The organism is Streptomyces neyagawaensis (genome assembly GCF_023516595.1).
Lineage (GTDB): Bacteria > Actinomycetota > Actinomycetes > Streptomycetales > Streptomycetaceae > Streptomyces > Streptomyces neyagawaensis.
This window is the reverse complement of the sequence record NZ_JAMGBG010000154.1, coordinates 1-16,897: the sequence shown is the minus strand read 5'-3', so window position 1 is coordinate 16,897 and position 16,897 is coordinate 1. Positions and strand designations below refer to the sequence as shown.

At 69.2% G+C, this 16,897-nt stretch carries 16 protein-coding genes and 2 pseudogenes; 13 read left to right on the top strand and 5 right to left on the bottom strand.

The window, feature by feature from the left end:
• Nucleotides 1-265: 265 nt before the first annotated feature.
• Nucleotides 266-430: pseudogene (locus M8J73_RS39390) on the top strand (pirin family protein); the annotation flags it as partial.
• Nucleotides 431-486: 56 nt separating this feature from the next.
• Here the strand turns inward: M8J73_RS39390 and M8J73_RS39385 are convergent.
• Complete coding sequence (locus M8J73_RS39385) at nt 487-639, bottom strand: hypothetical protein (RefSeq protein ID WP_157873398.1); 153 nt, start codon at nt 637-639, stop codon at nt 487-489.
• 516 nt (nt 640-1,155) lie between these two features.
• Here M8J73_RS39385 and M8J73_RS39380 point away from each other — a divergent pair.
• A complete protein-coding gene (locus M8J73_RS39380; protein WP_157873399.1) occupies nt 1,156-1,371 on the top strand; it encodes a hypothetical protein in 216 nt (71 codons plus the stop codon).
• A 101-nt stretch (nt 1,372-1,472) separates the two neighbouring features.
• The gene (locus M8J73_RS39375; protein WP_055542981.1) at nt 1,473-2,204 is read left to right on the top strand and encodes an alpha/beta fold hydrolase; all 732 of its coding nucleotides are present in this window, start codon (nt 1,473-1,475) and stop codon (nt 2,202-2,204) included.
• An 828-nt stretch (nt 2,205-3,032) separates the two neighbouring features.
• Here M8J73_RS39375 and M8J73_RS39370 read toward each other — a convergent pair.
• The 3 genes from M8J73_RS39370 to M8J73_RS39360 all read right to left on the bottom strand — a co-directional run bounded on the left by M8J73_RS39370 (nt 3,033) and on the right by M8J73_RS39360 (nt 7,529).
• Nucleotides 3,033-4,268 (bottom strand): poly(ethylene terephthalate) hydrolase family protein, encoded by a 1,236-nt coding sequence (locus M8J73_RS39370; RefSeq protein ID WP_240501764.1) that lies wholly within the window; start codon nt 4,266-4,268, stop codon nt 3,033-3,035.
• Between the two features lie 232 nt (nt 4,269-4,500).
• Nucleotides 4,501-5,895 carry a prolyl oligopeptidase family serine peptidase gene (locus M8J73_RS39365; protein WP_055542983.1) on the bottom strand — a complete coding sequence of 465 codons (1,395 nt, stop codon included), beginning with the start codon at nt 5,893-5,895 and terminating at the stop codon, nt 4,501-4,503.
• Between the two features lie 194 nt (nt 5,896-6,089).
• A complete protein-coding gene (locus M8J73_RS39360; RefSeq protein WP_107424155.1) occupies nt 6,090-7,529 on the bottom strand; it encodes a CitMHS family transporter in 1,440 nt (479 codons plus the stop codon).
• Nucleotides 7,530-7,718: 189 nt separating this feature from the next.
• Between M8J73_RS39360 and M8J73_RS39355 the strand changes: the two genes are divergently transcribed.
• The 6 genes from M8J73_RS39355 (at nt 7,719) to M8J73_RS39330 (ending at nt 13,286) form a co-directional block, all read left to right on the top strand.
• Complete coding sequence (locus M8J73_RS39355) at nt 7,719-8,645, top strand: LysR family transcriptional regulator (RefSeq protein ID WP_055542985.1); 927 nt, start codon at nt 7,719-7,721, stop codon at nt 8,643-8,645.
• 179 nt (nt 8,646-8,824) lie between these two features.
• Nucleotides 8,825-10,042 (top strand): CaiB/BaiF CoA transferase family protein, encoded by a 1,218-nt coding sequence (locus tag M8J73_RS39350; RefSeq protein ID WP_055542986.1) that lies wholly within the window; start codon nt 8,825-8,827, stop codon nt 10,040-10,042.
• 25 nt (nt 10,043-10,067) lie between these two features.
• Nucleotides 10,068-11,003: an HpcH/HpaI aldolase/citrate lyase family protein gene (locus M8J73_RS39345; protein WP_240501765.1), complete on the top strand. Its 936-nt coding sequence runs from the start codon at nt 10,068-10,070 to the stop codon at nt 11,001-11,003.
• Nucleotides 11,004-11,914: 911 nt separating this feature from the next.
• Nucleotides 11,915-12,223, top strand: a complete 309-nt coding sequence (locus tag M8J73_RS39340; protein ID WP_206188071.1) for a hypothetical protein — start codon at nt 11,915-11,917, stop codon at nt 12,221-12,223.
• Nucleotides 12,220-12,870, top strand: a complete 651-nt coding sequence (locus M8J73_RS39335; protein WP_055542988.1) for a YeeE/YedE family protein — start codon at nt 12,220-12,222, stop codon at nt 12,868-12,870. Before M8J73_RS39340 ends, M8J73_RS39335 begins: the two co-directional genes overlap by 4 nt.
• Nucleotides 12,870-13,286 carry a YeeE/YedE thiosulfate transporter family protein gene (locus M8J73_RS39330; RefSeq protein ID WP_055542989.1) on the top strand — a complete coding sequence of 139 codons (417 nt, stop codon included), beginning with the start codon at nt 12,870-12,872 and terminating at the stop codon, nt 13,284-13,286. Before M8J73_RS39335 ends, M8J73_RS39330 begins: the two co-directional genes overlap by 1 nt.
• A gap of 187 nt (nt 13,287-13,473) precedes the next feature.
• Here M8J73_RS39330 and M8J73_RS39325 read toward each other — a convergent pair whose 3' ends face one another.
• Nucleotides 13,474-13,617 (bottom strand): hypothetical protein, encoded by a 144-nt coding sequence (locus M8J73_RS39325; RefSeq protein WP_249829699.1) that lies wholly within the window; start codon nt 13,615-13,617, stop codon nt 13,474-13,476.
• Between the two features lie 950 nt (nt 13,618-14,567).
• Here M8J73_RS39325 and M8J73_RS39320 point away from each other — a divergent pair.
• The 4 genes and pseudogenes from M8J73_RS39320 to M8J73_RS39305 form a co-directional block, all read left to right on the top strand.
• On the top strand, nt 14,568-15,053 hold the full coding sequence (locus tag M8J73_RS39320) for a hypothetical protein (protein WP_063799338.1): 486 nt from the start codon (nt 14,568-14,570) through the stop codon (nt 15,051-15,053).
• Nucleotides 15,054-15,552: 499 nt separating this feature from the next.
• Complete coding sequence (locus tag M8J73_RS39315; RefSeq protein WP_107424158.1) at nt 15,553-15,732, top strand: hypothetical protein; 180 nt, start codon at nt 15,553-15,555, stop codon at nt 15,730-15,732.
• A 228-nt stretch (nt 15,733-15,960) separates the two neighbouring features.
• Nucleotides 15,961-16,476 carry an NfeD C-terminal domain-containing protein gene (locus M8J73_RS39310; RefSeq protein WP_055542992.1) on the top strand — a complete coding sequence of 172 codons (516 nt, stop codon included), beginning with the start codon at nt 15,961-15,963 and terminating at the stop codon, nt 16,474-16,476.
• Between the two features lie 106 nt (nt 16,477-16,582).
• A pseudogene (locus tag M8J73_RS39305) lies at nt 16,583-16,897 on the top strand (flotillin family protein); the annotation flags it as partial.

Sequence of the window (16,897 nt, the reverse complement as noted above, 5' to 3'; positions counted from 1 at the left end):
CCGCGCGATCGCTCTGTCCTGGGTGGCGAACCCGGACTCCTTCACCTGCTTCCCCGCCGCAGACCTGTACCGGATCTTGTACGGATGAGAACACTTCGACCACCGCGACCGCGGATGCTCACACTCCTTGAAAAACGACCCCATCCCACGAACCAGGGCAGTGGAACTCACGGTTGCTGACTCCTCCGAGACCGATGCTGACAGTTTGCTAACCGTCGGTGGTCCGGAATGCCGCTGACCTGCACTGATGCGGGCAGGATCCGCTATGTTCTGGAACTGGATCGGGCGATCTCAGGAAGAGATCGAACAGGCCCGTCGGGACTGGATGGAAGGTTCGCGGTTCGGTGAGGTGAAGGGCTACGACGGGGATCCTCTGCCCGCACCGGAACTGCCGCCGGTGCCGTTGAAGCCGCGGGGAAGGGCGCGATGACCTGCGGAAACGTGTCAGTGTAGGTGGTCGCAGGGCGGAAGGCGGTCGGGTAATTCTCACTGACTTCCACCTGCTTGCCGGAAGGCGTCCAAACAGCCGGCTCGCCGTACCCGGCCCAGCGGCTCCTCACCGGCCTCCAACTCGTCCACGCCCTTGCGGACCGTCGTCTCGCTGACCTGGGCCGCCACCGCCGCGCTGGACGCCGGCATCACCGCCTCCTGGGTGACCGGCGACGAAGCCTACGGCCAGGACCCGAGGTCGCGGACTGCCCTGGAGGCGCGCGGCATCGGCTACGTGCTGGCCGTGGCCTGCTCCACTCGGGTCCGCATCAATCACGGCCGCACTCGTGCCCGCGCCGATGTCCTCGCCCAGCGTCTCCCCGCCACGGCCGGGCAGCGGCACAGCGCCGGTCCCGGGGCGAAGGGCCCGCGCTACTACGACTGGGCCTGGATCCACATCGGCAGCGACAGCCACTGCCATCTGCTGATCCGCCGCAACCGCACCAGTGGTGAACTCACCTTCTTACCTGAGCTGGTCGCCCACCACGGTGACGCTGTCCGAACTGGTCCGCGTCGCGGGTGCACGCTGGAGCGTCGAGGAGTGCTTCCAGGCCGCCAAAAGCCTGGTCGGCCTCGACCACTACCAGGTCCGGTACTGGACCTCATGGCACCGGCACATCACGCTCGCCATGCTCGCCCTGGCATTCCTGACCGCCGTCGCCGCCAGTGCGGCCCCGAACCGGCCCGCCGCCCGCACCACCCAGCAGCAACGACCTGATCGTCCTGACGGTCCCCGAGGTCCGCCATCTGCTCGCTGCCGTCTTCGACCCACCGGCCGTGACCGCGGTCAGACTGCTGCACTGGTTCACCTGGCGCAGACGCCACCGGGCAACAGCCCGTCGCAGCCACTACCGACGACGGTCCACCGATGAACTCGCCTGACCAGGCACCGCAGTTGACTGGTTGAGCACTTCCAGCTCCCTTGATCACGGGGGAGACCGCGCCGGTAGAGTCGGCTGGACGGTACCACCCTAGGGGAACTGATGACGGCAGCGGATGCAGTGCCCATAGTCTTCGTTCACGGGACGCGCTTCAGTGCGGGGCAGTGGAGCGTGCAGCTTGCTGCACTCCGGGACGAATTCCCGGTAGCCGCCGTCGACCTGCCCGGCCATGGGGAGCGCTCGGCTCAGGCCTGGAGCCTGAGCAGTGCGACAGAGGTCATCGCTTCCGCGGTGGACTCGCTCGACCGTGGGCCAGCTCTGGTCGTCGGGCACTCGCTCGGCGGATACGCCTCGCTGGAGTTCGCGCGGCGTCGTCCAGAACAACTGCGCGGGCTGGTCCTCGCGGGAGCCAGCGCCTCCACCCGCGGCATTTGGGCAGCGCCATATCGGTGGGTAGCCAGGCTGGTCCCTCGCATACCGGCGGATTGGCTGGCCCAGTGGAACGACCGGTTACTGCGGCGGCTCTACCCGCCAGAAGTGGTGGAGGCGACCATCGATTCCGGCTACGCCTTCCATACCCTGCCAGCAGCCTGGGGTGAGGTCCTGGGACGCTTCGACGCGGGTGCGATGCGTTTTGTGGAGGCTCCGGTACTGATCCTCAACGGCGAGAAGGACGCCGTCTTCCGGGGCGGCGAGGCGGACTTCGCCCGCGCACATCCCCACGCTCGCGTCGAGTTGATCCCGCGCGCAGGACATCTCGCGAACTTCGACGACCCAGACGCCTTCACTGATGCCATTCGCCGCTTCGCCCGCCAGCTCCCTACCGTCAGCTGAGTGCGCCATCACCGGGGCACGGGCGCCCCGTGCCCACCAGCCAATTGCGGTGCTCAGTCACGAGTCGTTGGGTGGATTACGAAACCGCACTGGAGTACTAGGCGCCCGACGTGGCCCGACCGCAAGGCGGAGGCGGGGCATGCCGCGGACGCACCCGCCGCCACCCAGGTGAGAGTCGCCACCACGACTGGACGGGGGCCCCGAGCTCGTCGGGTGACGCCGACCGCGACCGGCACCCCGACGCCGACGGCGGCTGCGGCGACCCGTACAGCACCGCCTTCGGCCACAGCCACCCGGGAAACGGCTCCCGCGAAGGGCGTCCACCACGCCGTCGCCAGCAGGGCGGGTTCGGCCCAACGCCACCTACACCGGGGTCGCCACCGCCTTCGAGGCCGCCGACGGAAACGGCGCCCGCCTCTTCGGCCCGATTCCCGACCTCATGATCGCGGCCATGAACACCACGGACTACGGGACGTCTCGGGCGTGCGGCGTATACGTGCCCCTCCGCGCGGCCAACAAGTCGATCACGGTACGGATCACCGACGAATGCGCCCTGCCCCTGGTACGGCGCTGCGCACCCGGGCAACTGGACCTCAGCCACCAGGAGTTCGCCAAACTCGCCGATCTCAAGGTCGGCCGGACCGGGTCGAGCCGTTGCTGGTGCGGGATCCAGGCGACCGGCCACCGCGACCCGGTCGACGCGGCTGGAGGTCCGGACAAGCGGCGGCCGGCGGCAGTTGCCCCGCACCGCGTACAGCTGACCCCAACGACATCACCTTGGCTCGGAGCGCTGCGTCGGCGGACCGCGGAGCGCTCCGAGCGAGCCGGTCAGTACGGGCAGGTGTCCATCCAGCGCGTGACCAGGGCCGTGTTGTTCTTGTCGGCGTCACGTACGGGACCGCACAGGAACGGGCTGAAACGGGTGTCGGCACGCAGCCAGAGGCTGAGGAACGACACGATCCACTTGCCTTGCTTGGCCTTGTTGCCGTAGCCCGTCATCGGGCACAGATGGTCGCCCGGAACCTCGATGTAGAACTTCTCTGCCCCGGACATGGAGTTGTACCAGGGCACCGCGTAGTCGTTGCCGTGGGCGACAGGGTCGCTTTGACAGGTCAGGAAGAAAGTGGGCTCGGTGACCGCGGAGAAGTTCGCGTTCGGGTAGTACGGGGCCGTGGGCACGCCCGCCCTGAAGCGCGCGTCGTCCCGGAGGGCCGCCATGACGCCACCGCCGCCCATCGAGTGACCGACCGCGCCGAGCGTGCCGTTGACCTTTCCGGATATCGGGTTGCCGGCGGAGTTGCCGAGCGCGAGCAACTGGGTACCGGCGGCCGTGATCTGGCGGCCGCGCGACTCGGGATTGTCGGTCAGTGTGTTGGTGCCGACGTTGATGACGACGAAGCCCCAGGAGGCGAGGCGGGGTGCGAGCCACTGCAGGTTCTGCTGTGTGCCCTGATAGCCCGGCATCAGTACGACGCCCGGGTACGAGCCACTGTTCGTGGGGTACGTGACCGTGCCGGAGCCGTACCCGCTCGGGCTGGGAACGGTGTAGGTGGCGGTGGTCAGCGGGCCGCCCGTGGCCTCCAGGGAAGCGGTCGTCGGGTCCGGGATCTCGTTGCCCGGAGGGGTGCCCTCGCTGGAGCCGTACACCTGGAACTCCCACAGCGAGTAGCCGTAGGCGGTGCCGCGCTGGGTGCCGTGGAAGCGGACGTACCGGCCGTTGCCGTTCACGTCGAGGCTCTGCACGCCGCCGGTGCCGGTCGTGGTCGAGTGGACGGTGGTCCAGGCGGTGCCGTTGTCGGAGGTCTGGATCTGGAACGCGCGGGCGTACGCGGCCTCCCAGCGCAGCACCACTCGGCTGATGGTGGCGGTGGCGCCCAGATCCACTGTCAGCCACTGCGGATCGCCGAACGTGCTCGACCAGCGCGTTGCGGTGTTGCCGTCCACCGCCGCCGACGCGGGAGTGGACGCGTTCTGGGTGGACGAGGAGGTCGCGGGTTTGCCTTGGGACAGCAAGTCGGCGGCGGCGGCCGGCGGGGCGGCCGCCGTCAGGAGAGTCAGCGCCAAACCGATGATGGTCGCCAGGGAGATCAGTGCCGTCGTGGCACGGGGTCGGGTCCGTAACGGCACGGTCGTGTGAGTGGAACGACTTGATGGACGCATTGCTTTACCTCCGGATAGCGGTGAGAGCGCGGTAACCGGACAGCGGGGTGCGCCCGCGCTGTGAGGGCTGCCGGATTCGCCGGGGGATGATGTCTCACAGTGCGGAAGGAAAAGGAAGGGTCGCCGCGTGCGGCGGCTACCGGGACTGTTCGAAGAGCCAGTCGATGACCACGTCGTTCTCGTACGTCTGGGCCCATGAGAGGTGTGGGTTCACCGGTGTCGTTCCGGCCGTGTAGCTCGTGAACAGTACGTGACTGCGCGTGGCCCGGGCCTGCCGTAGGAGCGCCCGGGAACGGGCCTCGAACTGTGCCTTCGGCAGATCGTTGGCCCACTCCCCGCGGGCGACGCGAGCACCGGCGCTCTCCAGCGCGTTCATCAGGGTCCAGGTGCCGGGCTTGCCGAACCGGCCCTCCCGGTAGGGGACGACCGGGTCGTCGACGGAGTGGTCGGCCCACATCGGGATGTGCGTGATCCGGTCCATGGTGGCCGAGTCGCCCCAGCCGGCCGTGGGCAGGGCGGCCGCGAACACGTCGGGTCGCTTCGCCAGCAGGCTGTAGATACCGCGCCCGCCCGAGGACAGGCCGACGAGATAGAGCCGGGCTGTGTCCACGTTTCGGGAGTGCTTGCTCACGAAGGTATCGATGAGTTCGATCAGAGCGGCCTGGACCTTGGCGTCGGTCCAGTCCGTGCCGTCGGGTCCGTCCATGGGACGGGGCAGGGGGATCTGCGGAGAAAGGACGAACGCGGGGTCGCGGCGCTGCCGTTCCGGTTTGGCGAACGTGACCGCGATCCGGTTGGAGGTGAGCTGGGTCATGTTGTTGTCCGCGACTTCGCCACCGCCGTGCAGGGTGACGACGAGCGGGTACCGCTCGCGCGTCCGCGGGTTCCGTACGAATCCCTCGGGCCGGTACAGCCGGAAGTCCAGTTCGAAGCCCGCTGAGTCGGTGAAGGATCCGGCGGCGAAGTCGTCGACGACGGGAGTGATGACGTCGTCGTTCCGGCTCGCGAACGGGCCGGCCTTGAGTACTGGTTCGCCTTCCGGGGTGTGCACGTCCGCCACTTGTCTGACGGAGTAGGCGCGGTCGAGCGGAAGGGGGTCGGTGCCGGATGCCCGCGCGTTGGGGTCGTTCGGGTCGAGTTCGATGATCAGGCGGTCCCCCGGCCGACCGGGTCGAGCTCGGTCGTCCACTTCGGCGGTGGTGCTGGAGTAGACCCGGGTCACCGTGCGAGCCACCGTTTGTCCGCCCACCGTGGCCTTCACCTGGAAGGTCGAGGGCGGGATCACCCCGCCGCGTAGGTCGATGCGGTACGAGTACTGGAGGGCGACGGCTGTCACCAGCCAGTTGTTCCTCGGCGTCACCCGCGTGACGAGGTCCGTTCGCAGGACCGGGTTGTGCCCGGAGGCCGCTTGTCGTCCTTGAGGTGTGGCTGTCGTGGTGTCGGCGGCCGAGGCGGTTGTCGTGCTGACGGCCGGCGCCGCGACCGCACCCGCTGTGACTGCGAGCGCCGTACGTCTGGTGATCCGTCTCATGCGTCCTCGTCTCGGTCGGTGGGGCACCCGGGCCGGGTGCCTGGTCTGTAGGGATCCGTTCGCTCGCCCTGTTCCGAACTTCCTTAAACCGGCGGCATGTTGAGGCGAGCGGCATGTGCGGTGGCTGCCGGGAGCCCGCCGCCGGCGGGGACTTTGCTCGGGGCCGGGGCCGGGGCCGGGGCCAGGGTCACCGGTCACAGGGGGAACGCACCGGTCAGCAGGGCGCCGGCGGTCATGACCAGGGTGGTGGCCAAGGCCCAGCGGAAGATGAAGCGCTGGTGTTCGCCGAGCGACACACCGCTCATGCCGACCAGGATGAACGTGGACGCGGTGAGTGGACTGAGCGGGAACCCCGTGGTCATCTGGCCGAGAATGGCGGCCCTGGCGACCTCGGCCGGGTCCGTGCCGAAGCCGTGCGCGGTCTCAGCGAGTACGGGCAGTACGCCGAAGTAGTAAGCGTCCGGAGTGAAGACCAGGCTCAGCGGCATGCCGGTGACGGCCACCGCGACGGGCAGGTGCGAGCCGAAGGAGTCGGGGACGACGGAGACGAGCGCCTCGGCCATCTCGTCGATCATCCTGGTGCCCGTGAGGATCCCGGTGAGGACGCCGGCCGCGAAGATCATCGTGGTGACCAGGACCACGCTCTTGGCGTGCTTGTCCAGCAGCGCCTGTTGCTGTTCCCAGGTGGGGTGGTTGACCAGCAGCGTGATCGCGAATCCGAGGACGAACAGCACCGGAAGCGGCATCACTTCTTGGATCAGGCAGACCACGAGGGCGACGGTGAGGAGGAGATTGAAGATGTTCAGCCAGGTCCGCGGCAGCGGCGGAACCCGGATGGTCCCGGGCCCGTCCCCGGGAGCCCGCAGGGCCTGGCGCTCCCCGTCAGCCGTCGCGGGAGTGGTGTGCCGACTCGACTCGGGTTCCGTGGCCCTCGTGGCCGTCGTCGATGCGGCGGGTTCACGGTCGTCCCGTTCGTCCTCGTCCTCGCGCACGTCCGTGGCCGGGCCCCGCGGGGACAGCGCGGCAAGACGGTTGCGTTCCCGGCGGCCCAGCAGGTAAGAGGCCACCAGCACCCAGGCGACACCGAAGCCCATCGCGGGCAGCACGGGGTTGAAGACCTCGGAACTGTCCAGCTTCAGTGCGGCCATGGCGCGTACCGTCGGGCCACCCCAGGGGACCATGTTCATCACGCCCGCGCCCAGGCAGACCACTCCGGACAGCACCAGGGGGTTCATACCGAGCTTCTGGTAGACCGGCAGCAGTGCGGAGACGGTGATGAGGAAGGTGGAGGCACCGTCTCCGTCCAGGGCCACGCACAGCGTGAGAACGGCTGTGGCGACGGTGATCCGCAACGGATCGCCACGCGCCACACGCAACAGACCGCGGATCAGGGGGTCGAAGAGCCCGGCGTCCACCATCAGGCTGAAGTACAGGACCGCGAAGGCGATCATGATGCCGGTGGGAGCCACCTTGGAAAGCCCACCGAGAATCAACTCGCCCAGATCGCCCGCGAATCCGCCGGCGAGCGCCGCCAGCACCGGAAGCAGGATCAGAGCGACCAGTACCGAGGCGCGCCTGGTCATGGTGAGCAACAGGAGAACGGCGATCGTGGCGAAGCCCAGGGCTGCCAGCATGGCGGCGCTCGCTTTCTCGGGGACGGCCCTCGGCGGCGGCGGTGGTGGGCTGGAACTGGCCGGAGGGAGCAGGCCGAGGTGTTACGCGAGAGTTTCGGAGCAGGGGCGGATCGGTGTCCAGCATCAAACCGAGATCTGTCCATGCGTTAAGTGCATCAATCCAGGCCGGGGCGCCTATGCTCGTCGGCCATGGAGGCCACCACCTTGCGTCAACTGGCGGCGTACACGGCCGTCGCCCGGGCCGCGAGCTTCACCGCGGCCGCCGCGGAGATGCACGTGTCCCAGTCCTCGCTCAGCCGCGCGGTCGCGGATCTGGAGCGGCAGCTCGGCGTCCAACTCCTGGAACGGGACACCCGTAACGTGCAGTTGACCGCGGCGGGTGCCGAGGCCCTGCGGGTGGCCGAGCAGATCGTCGCCGCCCACCGGGCGGGCATGCAGGAGCTCAGGCGGTATCTGCTCGGCGAGTCGGGAACGGTCGCCGTGGCCACCCTTCCCTCCGTCGCGGCGGTGCTCCTGCCGCAGGTGATCTCCGACTTCCGCGAGCGGCGGCCACAGGTCGCGGTACGGCTCCTCGACGGCCTGGAGCGGCCGGTACTTGACCGGGTCCTGTCCGGTGACGCCGACTTCGCGATCACCACCGTCGGCAACCCGCCGGAGCAGTTGGAGCACCACCCCCTGGTCAGGGACCGCTTCGTCGCGGTGCTGCCGGAAGGACACCCGCTCGCCGACCGCCAGGAGATCGCCTGGGAGGACCTGGCCCGTCAGCCGTTCCTGGCCGTCGGGCGCGACTCGAGCGTGCGGCGGCTCACGGACGCGGCGTTCGCCCAGATCGACGCGCGTGCGCAGCCGGCGGCCGAGGCGGGCAGTATCGCGACCGTGGGGGGACTGGTGACCGCCGGCCTCGGGGTGTCGGCGATGCCCGCCCTCGTGCTCCCGCTGATGGGTGCCGGACCGGTCGTCTGCCGTCCTCTGGTGGACCCTGTGGTGGACCGGCGCCTGGACATCGCGCTGCGCGCTCGACGAACGCTCCCGACCGTGACGGAGCGGTTCCTTCAGACGCTCGAAGAGTTCCGCCTCCAGGGGCGCCCACTTCCGCCCGGGGTTTCGTGGGCTTGAGGCCACTTACCGCCCACTCCTCGTTTCATGCGTTTTTCGCATTGATTCATGGCCTTCTGTTGCTCGACAGGCATTTCTCCGCTCCGGCAGTCTGAAAACAACGACGACGGCCGTGCCGCACCAACGCGGACGACGCTGTCGGGGACCCACGCGGAACGGCAGGGCAAGGGAGCTCAGCGGTGTTGGACGACGAGCGGAACACCACCGGAAGCGGGCAGTTGCACGGCCTGAAAGTGGTCGAGTTCGCCCATGTGGTGGCCGGTCCGCTGGCGGGCTCGATGCTCGCCGACCAAGGGGCCGATGTCGTACACGTCGAGCCCCCCGGCGCCGGAGACGCGGCCCGCGCCATGGGACCCCGACGTGACGGTGTCCCCCTGTGGTTCAAGGTCGCCGGCCGCAACAAACGCTCGGTCACCCTCGATCTGCACCACGAGGCCGGCCGGCTCGTCGCCCACCGGCTCGTCGCCTGGGCGGACGTCGTCATCGTCACCCTGCGCGCCGGACGCCTGCGCAGCTGGGGACTCGACTGGGACTCCGTGCACCGGATCAATCCCCGGGCCGTGCTGCTGCAGATCTCCGGCTTCGGCGCCACCTCGTCCCAGGCGGACGCCCCCGGCTTTGGCAAGGTGGGTGAGGCGCGCAGCGGAGTCGTGCACCTGACCGGCTTTCCCGACGGCCCGCCCGTGCACACCGGCTTCTCGCACGGCGACGCCGTGACCGGCCTGATGGGCGCCTATGCCGTCCTCGCCGCCCTCCACCGCCGCGACCACGACCCCGGGTTCGACGGCGAGTGGATCGACCTCGCTCTCTTCGAGTCCCTGTTCCGTCTGGTGGAGTGGCAGGTCATCGTCCACGACCAGTTGGGACGAGTACCCGAACGCTCCGGCAATCAGTTGGCGGTCGCCCCGGGAGCCGTGATCAACACCTACCGCTCCCACGACGGCGAGTGGATCACGGTGACCTCCGCGACGCTGCGATCGGTCCGCAACATCGCCCGCCTGCTGGGACTCCCCGAGGAGGAGTTCACCACGGCTCAGCAACAGTACGACCGACGCGAACAGTTGGACGAGGACCTGCGGAACTGGGTGGCGGAGCGCGTCACCGGCGAGTGTCTGGAGGAGTTCGCCCGTGCCGAAGTCGTGGCCTCACGGGTGTTCGACGCCGCGGACATTGCCGCCGACCCTGTGTACGCCGAACGCGAAGACATCGTCACCGTCGATGACCCCGATCTCGGTCCGGTGCGTATGCAGGCGGTGATCCCGCACTTCCGGCAGCGCCCCGGGCGGGTCTGGCGGACGGGGCCCGCCCTCGGGCAGGACAACCACCTGGTCTACGGGCAGTGGCTCGGACTCAGCGCGGACGAGCTGGCCGACCTGGAGAAGGACCATGTCATCTGAGGAGTCTTCCAGGAGCCCTGCCGAGGTGGACGTGGGAGCGGTCGACCGGCCCCCGCTACGCTCCCTGCTCTTCGTCCCCGGCACCAGAATCGACTGGCTGCCCAAGGCCCGGGCGGCGGGCGCCGACGCGGCCGTCCTCGACCTGGAGGACGCGGTGCCCGCCGCGGACAAGCTCGCCGCCCGCGCACAGGTGGCCGACGCCGTCGCACGGGTCGCCGCCACGTCGGCCGAACAGGCGGGACGGATGGCGCTGTTCGTCCGTGTCAACCCGCTGGACGGCTGGACGGGGGCCGAGGAACTGCGCGCGGTCGTACGACCCGGGCTCGCCGGCATCGTGCTCCCCAAGGTCCGCTGCGCCCAGGACGTGAGGCTTGCCGACCGGCTGCTGGGCTGGTGCGAACAGGAACAGGGCCTGCCACCGGGACGGGTCGCCCTGGTGCCCCTGCTGGAGACGGCGCGCGGCCTGCGTGAGGCTTACGACATCGCCCAAGCCGCCTCGCGCGTCGCCTACCTGGGCGCTCTCACCGCCCCCGGCGGCGATGCGGAACGTGCCGTCGGCTACCGCTGGAGCCCCGAGGGAACCGAAACGGTGGCACTGCGCTCGCGGGTTCTGCTGGACGCCAGGGCAGCCGGAGTGCCGTGCCCGGTCAGCGGATTGTGGACGCGCATCGGCGACCTGCCAGGGCTACGAGCCTTCGCCGAACAGAACCGCTCCCTCGGCTACGAGGGCATGATGGCGATCCATCCCTCCCATGTCCCCGTGATCAACGAGGTGTTCTCTCCCGGTTCCGCCGAACTCGCCCGCTGCGCAGAGCTGATCGCGGCGGTCGAGGCGGCACAGAGAGAAGGGACCGGCGCCGTGACGTTCCAAGGTGAGATGGTCGACGAGGCCATGGCCCGTACGGCCCGCCTTGTTCTGGAACGACACGGGGCGCAGGTTCGCGTGGCGCGCATGACGTAGTTGTGGGCGACGTCGCGGCGTTCGGGCGGGTGTCGCCGCCCGGCTTTCTGCGCTGCCGTTGTGCCTGTGAGCTGGGGGCTTTCAGCTTTTCTGGGTGGCCTTGTCTTGGTGGCCGGGGTGCTCGGAGTGTGGGGCCGGGCGGAGGACGGTGACTGTCTGACCTGCTTGTACACAGGTTGATCGAGCGCAGTGCGGTTTCTCTGGGCCAGTACTTGATGTGTCGTGTGGTGCGGCGTCAGGTGATCGTTTGTGGCGTTGGGCTAGAGTCCGGGGCCTGGGTCGCCGCCGCTCTGTTGGCATTCGGTCCCGGCGTCGAGCCAGTCACCCCCTGATTCGATGGCTTGCTCGCGCTCGATCCCGGAGTCCACCTTTCCGTCAGCGGGGCGGGAGTCGTCGGCGATGTCGCGTGCTCGCCGGCACGGATCAGATGATGGGCCGGACAACTCCGTCATCGCGCCGATGCCTGACGGAACGTACCCCGTAGCGGGGCAGGTCACGGCGGTCTGGGCCACGACCTGTGTCATACATGCCGCGAACCCGCCTGACCTGATCCGGTCGGCTCCGTGAGCGTTGTCCCCGCCCCGAGGCCAGGGGCCGGCGCGCGGTCGCTCGGTGACGGACTGGCATCACCCATCGGGCGTCGGCGGGTAGCTCCGAGCGGCGGCACGTCACACGCCGGCGCCCCACCCAGGCCACGGAGCAGGCCGCCGTGCTCTCCGTGCGCAGGCTCACGTGGCTGCGCGGGGGCGCCGCCGCCCGGTGACCGGGTTGCCGGTGAGTGAGCCGGATGAGCTCGCCCGGGACTGGGCGCACGCGGCGTGAGGTCCACCGTGCGAAGACGGCGCGTCAGCCTTCAACTACCCACGCTTGTCCGCTGGTTGGGATGATGGTTGGATCACCGTGTGGGTTGCTTGCATGCTTCGACGTGTCCTCTCTTCCCCCATCTCAACCAGAGTCTGGCGGGCTGGCGCACCTGTTACTGCGACAACGAGGACAACTGGCGCGACTGTGCGCGCTACCAGGTGGCACTCACCGGCGAGCGGGTGCCGATCACCCTGCTGCCCAACGGACACCACGCTTACCATCTGGCGCCGAGGCCCGCGCCCACCGCTTCCGGGAGGCGCGGTCCCGGCCCCGCCGAACAGCCGTCGGCGGCCCCCGACGCGCCCGAACGGGGCTGGTGGGCCCGGTTGGCCGAGTGGATGAGAGGCAACGCATGACCGCTTACTGGCCCTGGTGGGCGGGTGCTGTCGGACTCGCCGTGCTGACCATCGGCTACACCCTCGCCGCCGACCGGCCCTTCGGGGTGTCGGGGGCCTGGGAGCGAGTGCTGCACTGGCGGCGTGAAGCCGAGTTGGAGCGGAAGGAGGCGGAGTTCACCGACGAACAAGCTCTTGTCGCCGCTCTCGGTGCGGCCACCGCCGAACATTTCGGCACCCTGCCCGCGGCGCCCGCGCCCGCCGCTCCCGTGTCCGTCTCGTCCCCGGAGCCGCCCGACGCACCGGCCACGGACGGACGCCGCCGAGGTGCGCACCCGCGCCCCGCTCCGCTGGTCACCCAGGCCGTCCTGTTGGTCTCGATCTTCGTGGGCGGACTGATCGCCGCCGTCACCTCCGGGCAGTTCCACGTCCGCTCCGACATGGGCGCGGGCTACCGGCATCTGGTGACCGGCAACCCGGTCGCCATGGTCGCGCTGCTCTTCGCGGGAGGCGTGCTGGTCGGCTTCGGCACCCGGCTGGCCGGTGGCTGCGTTTCGGGGCACGGGCTCAACGGCTGCGGTCGGCTCAGCCCCGTCAGTCTCGTCGCGACGGCCACATTCTTCGGTACCGCCGTCGCGGTGTCGTTCCTCCTGTGGAAGGTGATCTGATGCGTAGCCGTGGCGGAGTCCTGCTCGCCAACCTCCTCACCGGGCTCGCTCTCGGCTTCACCGTGACCCGTATCGGGTTCGGCGACTACACCGAGCTGAACCGCATGCTCACCTTCCAGGACTCGCGGATGCTCCTCGCCGTCCTCGGCGCCATCGTGATCATCGCGAGTGTGTTCGCCCTGCTGCGGGTGCGCCGGGGCGTGGGGCGCCTCCACGCAGGCGTCGTCCCCGGCGCGGTCCTGTTCGGTATCGGCTGGGCGATCTCCGGCGGATGCCCCGCGATCCCGCTCATCCAGGTCGCCAGTGGTTACCTGCCGGCCTTGGTCACCATCGCGGGCATCGTCGTCGGGGTCAGGCTGTGCCGCTGGTGCAGTGGCCGGTTCTTCCGTATCGACAGAGGCTCCTGCGAGGGGTGAGCGACAGGGCCCGGGCCGGGCCCTCACGGCGTCGGCCGACGGTGTAGCGGGGCTCCTTGGTGGTCTCGGAGCGTTTGGTCATCGGTCTTCCTCGGCTGATCCGACCGCCCGTGGCAGGCGGGATGTCCTCCTGCGGAGGCCGCAGCCAGCTCGAATGGCCGCGGCACCTGTTGGTGCTGTCGGACGGTCAGCGGTCGGCGACGTCCTTGTCGAGGTCGTGGTGGACCAGGTCGACGACCGGGTCGTGGTGGGCGAACTGCTTTGCGGCGTCGGCCAGTCCGTACGCGGCGGCCTGCTCGACGGCCCCGGCGACCACGGCGCGCAGGGCCATCTCCGTAGTAGCCGCATGGCGGCGTCCGTCGGCGCACTGCGTCACCACGGTGAGCGGCGCGGCCGTGGGCCCGGCGAGGTAGCCCAGGATCCGTCGCGGCGAGGACCTGGCGCACGCCCGGTGTGGCCAAGACGGTGTCGCGCACCACCTGGTCGTGTGCGGTGAGCTGGCGAAGGTTGGTGCTGATGGCGTGGTGGTCCCGGAAGTGCGCTCTCAGGTCGAGGGCGACGGTGGCGTGCTACAGAACGTCGGCCCACTCGCCCTCGACGTCGTCGTGCAGGCGGCCGCTGGACACGATCGTGACGTCCGGCTGCGGCGGCCGGGAGTCACCGGTGGCCCACTCCGTGGCCGCGGTCACCGGGCAACAGTGCCCATCGCAGCCCTGGCCCGCGACTGCGAAACCCGGCCCGGCCACTCCGAAGCAGCCATGATCCACTCAGCTATGGCAGAACTCATGGCTGAAACGACCTTTCAGCGAGCGTTTGGTTCGCTTTTCAGATAGTTCATGCCGTTTTGCAGCGGCCCGACATGATCATTTGATCAAGTGATCCGCCGGAAAAATGGCTTCTGTGGCAATCGGCAGACCAGTTATGCGCCGGGTTCCCTACAAGAGCTCCTGTCTCGCTCAGAGCTCCTAACGGAATGTGTTCGGGGTCGTGACCTGTGGCTGGGTGACTCGGTTGCTTGGGTGTGAGGAAGCGTGGTCCCCAACCGTGGTTGGTTGACGACGAGTTGTGGTCGCGGATCGAGCCTTTAGCGGCGCACCGGCATGGACGATCCGGTCAAGTCTGCCGGGATCCGGCAATGCGATGGAGGCGTCCAGGCGAGCAGGATGGGGGTGAGGGAAGCACGCGACGGAGGTCTCGATGCCGGGCACCGGCAGGTGTCCGGCATCCGGCCGCCGAGGCGAGCCGAGGCCGTCGCGTGACGGGGTGGATCGGGGGGTGGGCATGAGAACGTTCCTGGAGGCCGTCACGGGCTTTCCGACCTTCCTGTTCACTGTCCCTCTGCTGGTGGGCGCGGGCTTCTGGCTTCTGGTCGCGGTGGGCGCCGCCGACTCCCGCACCTTCGACGGGGACGCCGACCTCGGTGCGCTGGGACTGGGCGGCGTCCCGGTCGCGGTCGCGTTCTCGCTATGGACGGGCTTCGCCTGGGCCGGCAGCCTCGGTACCGTCACCTTGCTGCAACCGTCGGCTTTCTCGTGGCCGACGCGTGCGCTGACCGGACTCGCCACCCTCATCACGGCCTCCTCGGTCGCGTGGTGGGCGACCCGAGTGATCGTACGGATGCTGCGCCGTCTCCATCCCGATGGACCCGGGCCGTCGACGCACTCCGTCGGGCCGATCCGAACGGCCAGTGCGGAGCTCGCGGACGACGGCGCCCTCCAGAGCGACAGCCCGGTCCCGCAACTCCATGGGCGCCGCCGGGCCGCCTGAGGAGCAGATCCGTCCTGCTCCGGGACTTCCCTCCCGAGTGCACGGACGCACGACGAGCGGCCTCGACGGGTTCGTCATCAGTACCGGCGCCCGCACGCTGCTCGACAAGTTCCGCCGTACGGTGGGCACGTCGCCTTGCGACGACGAACTTGCCGCACCCGGAGGTGAGCCACGGCGCATCCCCCGGCGGGCAGACGGGGTCACGGCAAGGCCGGCGCAGGGATCATTGCCGAAGCTCGGCAGCACATGGGCGTCCCCGGTGCGTACCTGGGACGCGGTGATCAATGCCCGGCGCGCTCGGAGGCTCGGGGACGCAGCCTCAGGAGAGGCGCCGGCCACTGCACTCGCCGTCGAGTCACAGTTGCCCGGTCACGTAACCGGGCGGACGGCGGCAACGGGGTGCAGGTAGGCCACCAGGCGGCTGCGGTGCCTACCACGCGCCGCAGGTGAGCCGGGAAGTCTGGTCGGCATCGGATTCAAGCGTCTCGTGGAGTCGACCATGATCAAATCTGGCAAAGGGCAGACGGCGCTGCGCTCGCTCACCGCCGCCGGTGTGCTGCTCATCCTCATGGGCGCGGTGATGTGGGTGCTTCCAGGCCCTGGGCTACCCGTTCTTCTGACCGGGGCGATCTGCCTGGCGGCCGCGGGTATGGCGCGACTGGCCGATTGGCCCCGGTGAACGAACCTGGCCCGTCGGCGCCGCACCTCGCGGTTCCGGCGGTGCGGTCGTGTGGGTGCGGCTCGTGAGGGGTGCTCCTTCTCCGCGACTGCCCGGCGCGGAAGTCGTGCAGGGACCGGCATTAAGGGGGCGTAAAGATTGCCGGAACCAGGCAGTGCTTTGGCGTCGCTCACGTGTGAGTATGCGGCCACCGGCGCTATGACAGTGATGGAGGGGCGGTGAGCGCGGATGGCGTGGTTTCTGGGGCTCGGCATCACAGGAGTCGTATTCCTCGTCCTGTCCCTCGTCCTCGACGGTGTCCTTGAGGGTCTTTTCGACGGCGTCGACGCGCTGGACGGCCTCCTCGATGGCTGGCTGTCGCTCCCGGTCATTGCCGGATTCGTGTCCATGCTCGGCTTCTCGGGCGCGATCGTCCTGGGCGCCACCGGCCTTGGCGCGGTCGGTGCCACCGCGATCGGAGTGCTGGCCGGGGCCACCACGGGCTGGCTCGCGTACCGCCTGAGCCGTGCGTTGCTGAATGACCGGTCCGGTGCCGGCCCGCGCGACGACTACCTGATCGGCGCCGCCGGCTCCGTGGTGACGGCCATTCCGGCCGACGGCTACGGCGAGGTGCTGGTCCATCTGGCCGGGCAACCCGTGAAGTTCGCGGCGAAGAGTCCGACCCCGGTGGCGCGAGGCTCCGAGATCTGGGTGGAGGAGGCGCTGTCACAGACAGCGGTCTCCGTACGCCCCGTCGAACGCTGATCCGCCGCACGGCTTGTACGGAGGGGCGCCGACACTTCGGTGCTCCTTCACCTCCATGAACTCGTATCTATCTGCCGTCCCCTGGGAGGGCTGAGGGGAAGACACCATGAGTCCAGTTGTCATTGCCATGATCGGAGTATTCGTCCTCCTTGTTCTGCTTGGTCTTGTTGTGGTGACCCGCTACAAGGTGGCGGGCCCCAGTGAGGCGTTCATCGTCACCGGGCGGCGGGGCAAGCAGACCACCGACCCGGAGACCGGGCGGGTGTTCACCGACAACAGCGGGCAGAAGGTCGTGGTCGGCGGCGGTGTGTTCGTTGTGCCGTTCGTGCAGCAGAAGTTCACCCTCGACCTGTCCTCCCGGCACATCCCGGTGGCGGTGCGCGGCGCGGTCACCCTGCGGGGAGTGAAGTCACACCTGGAG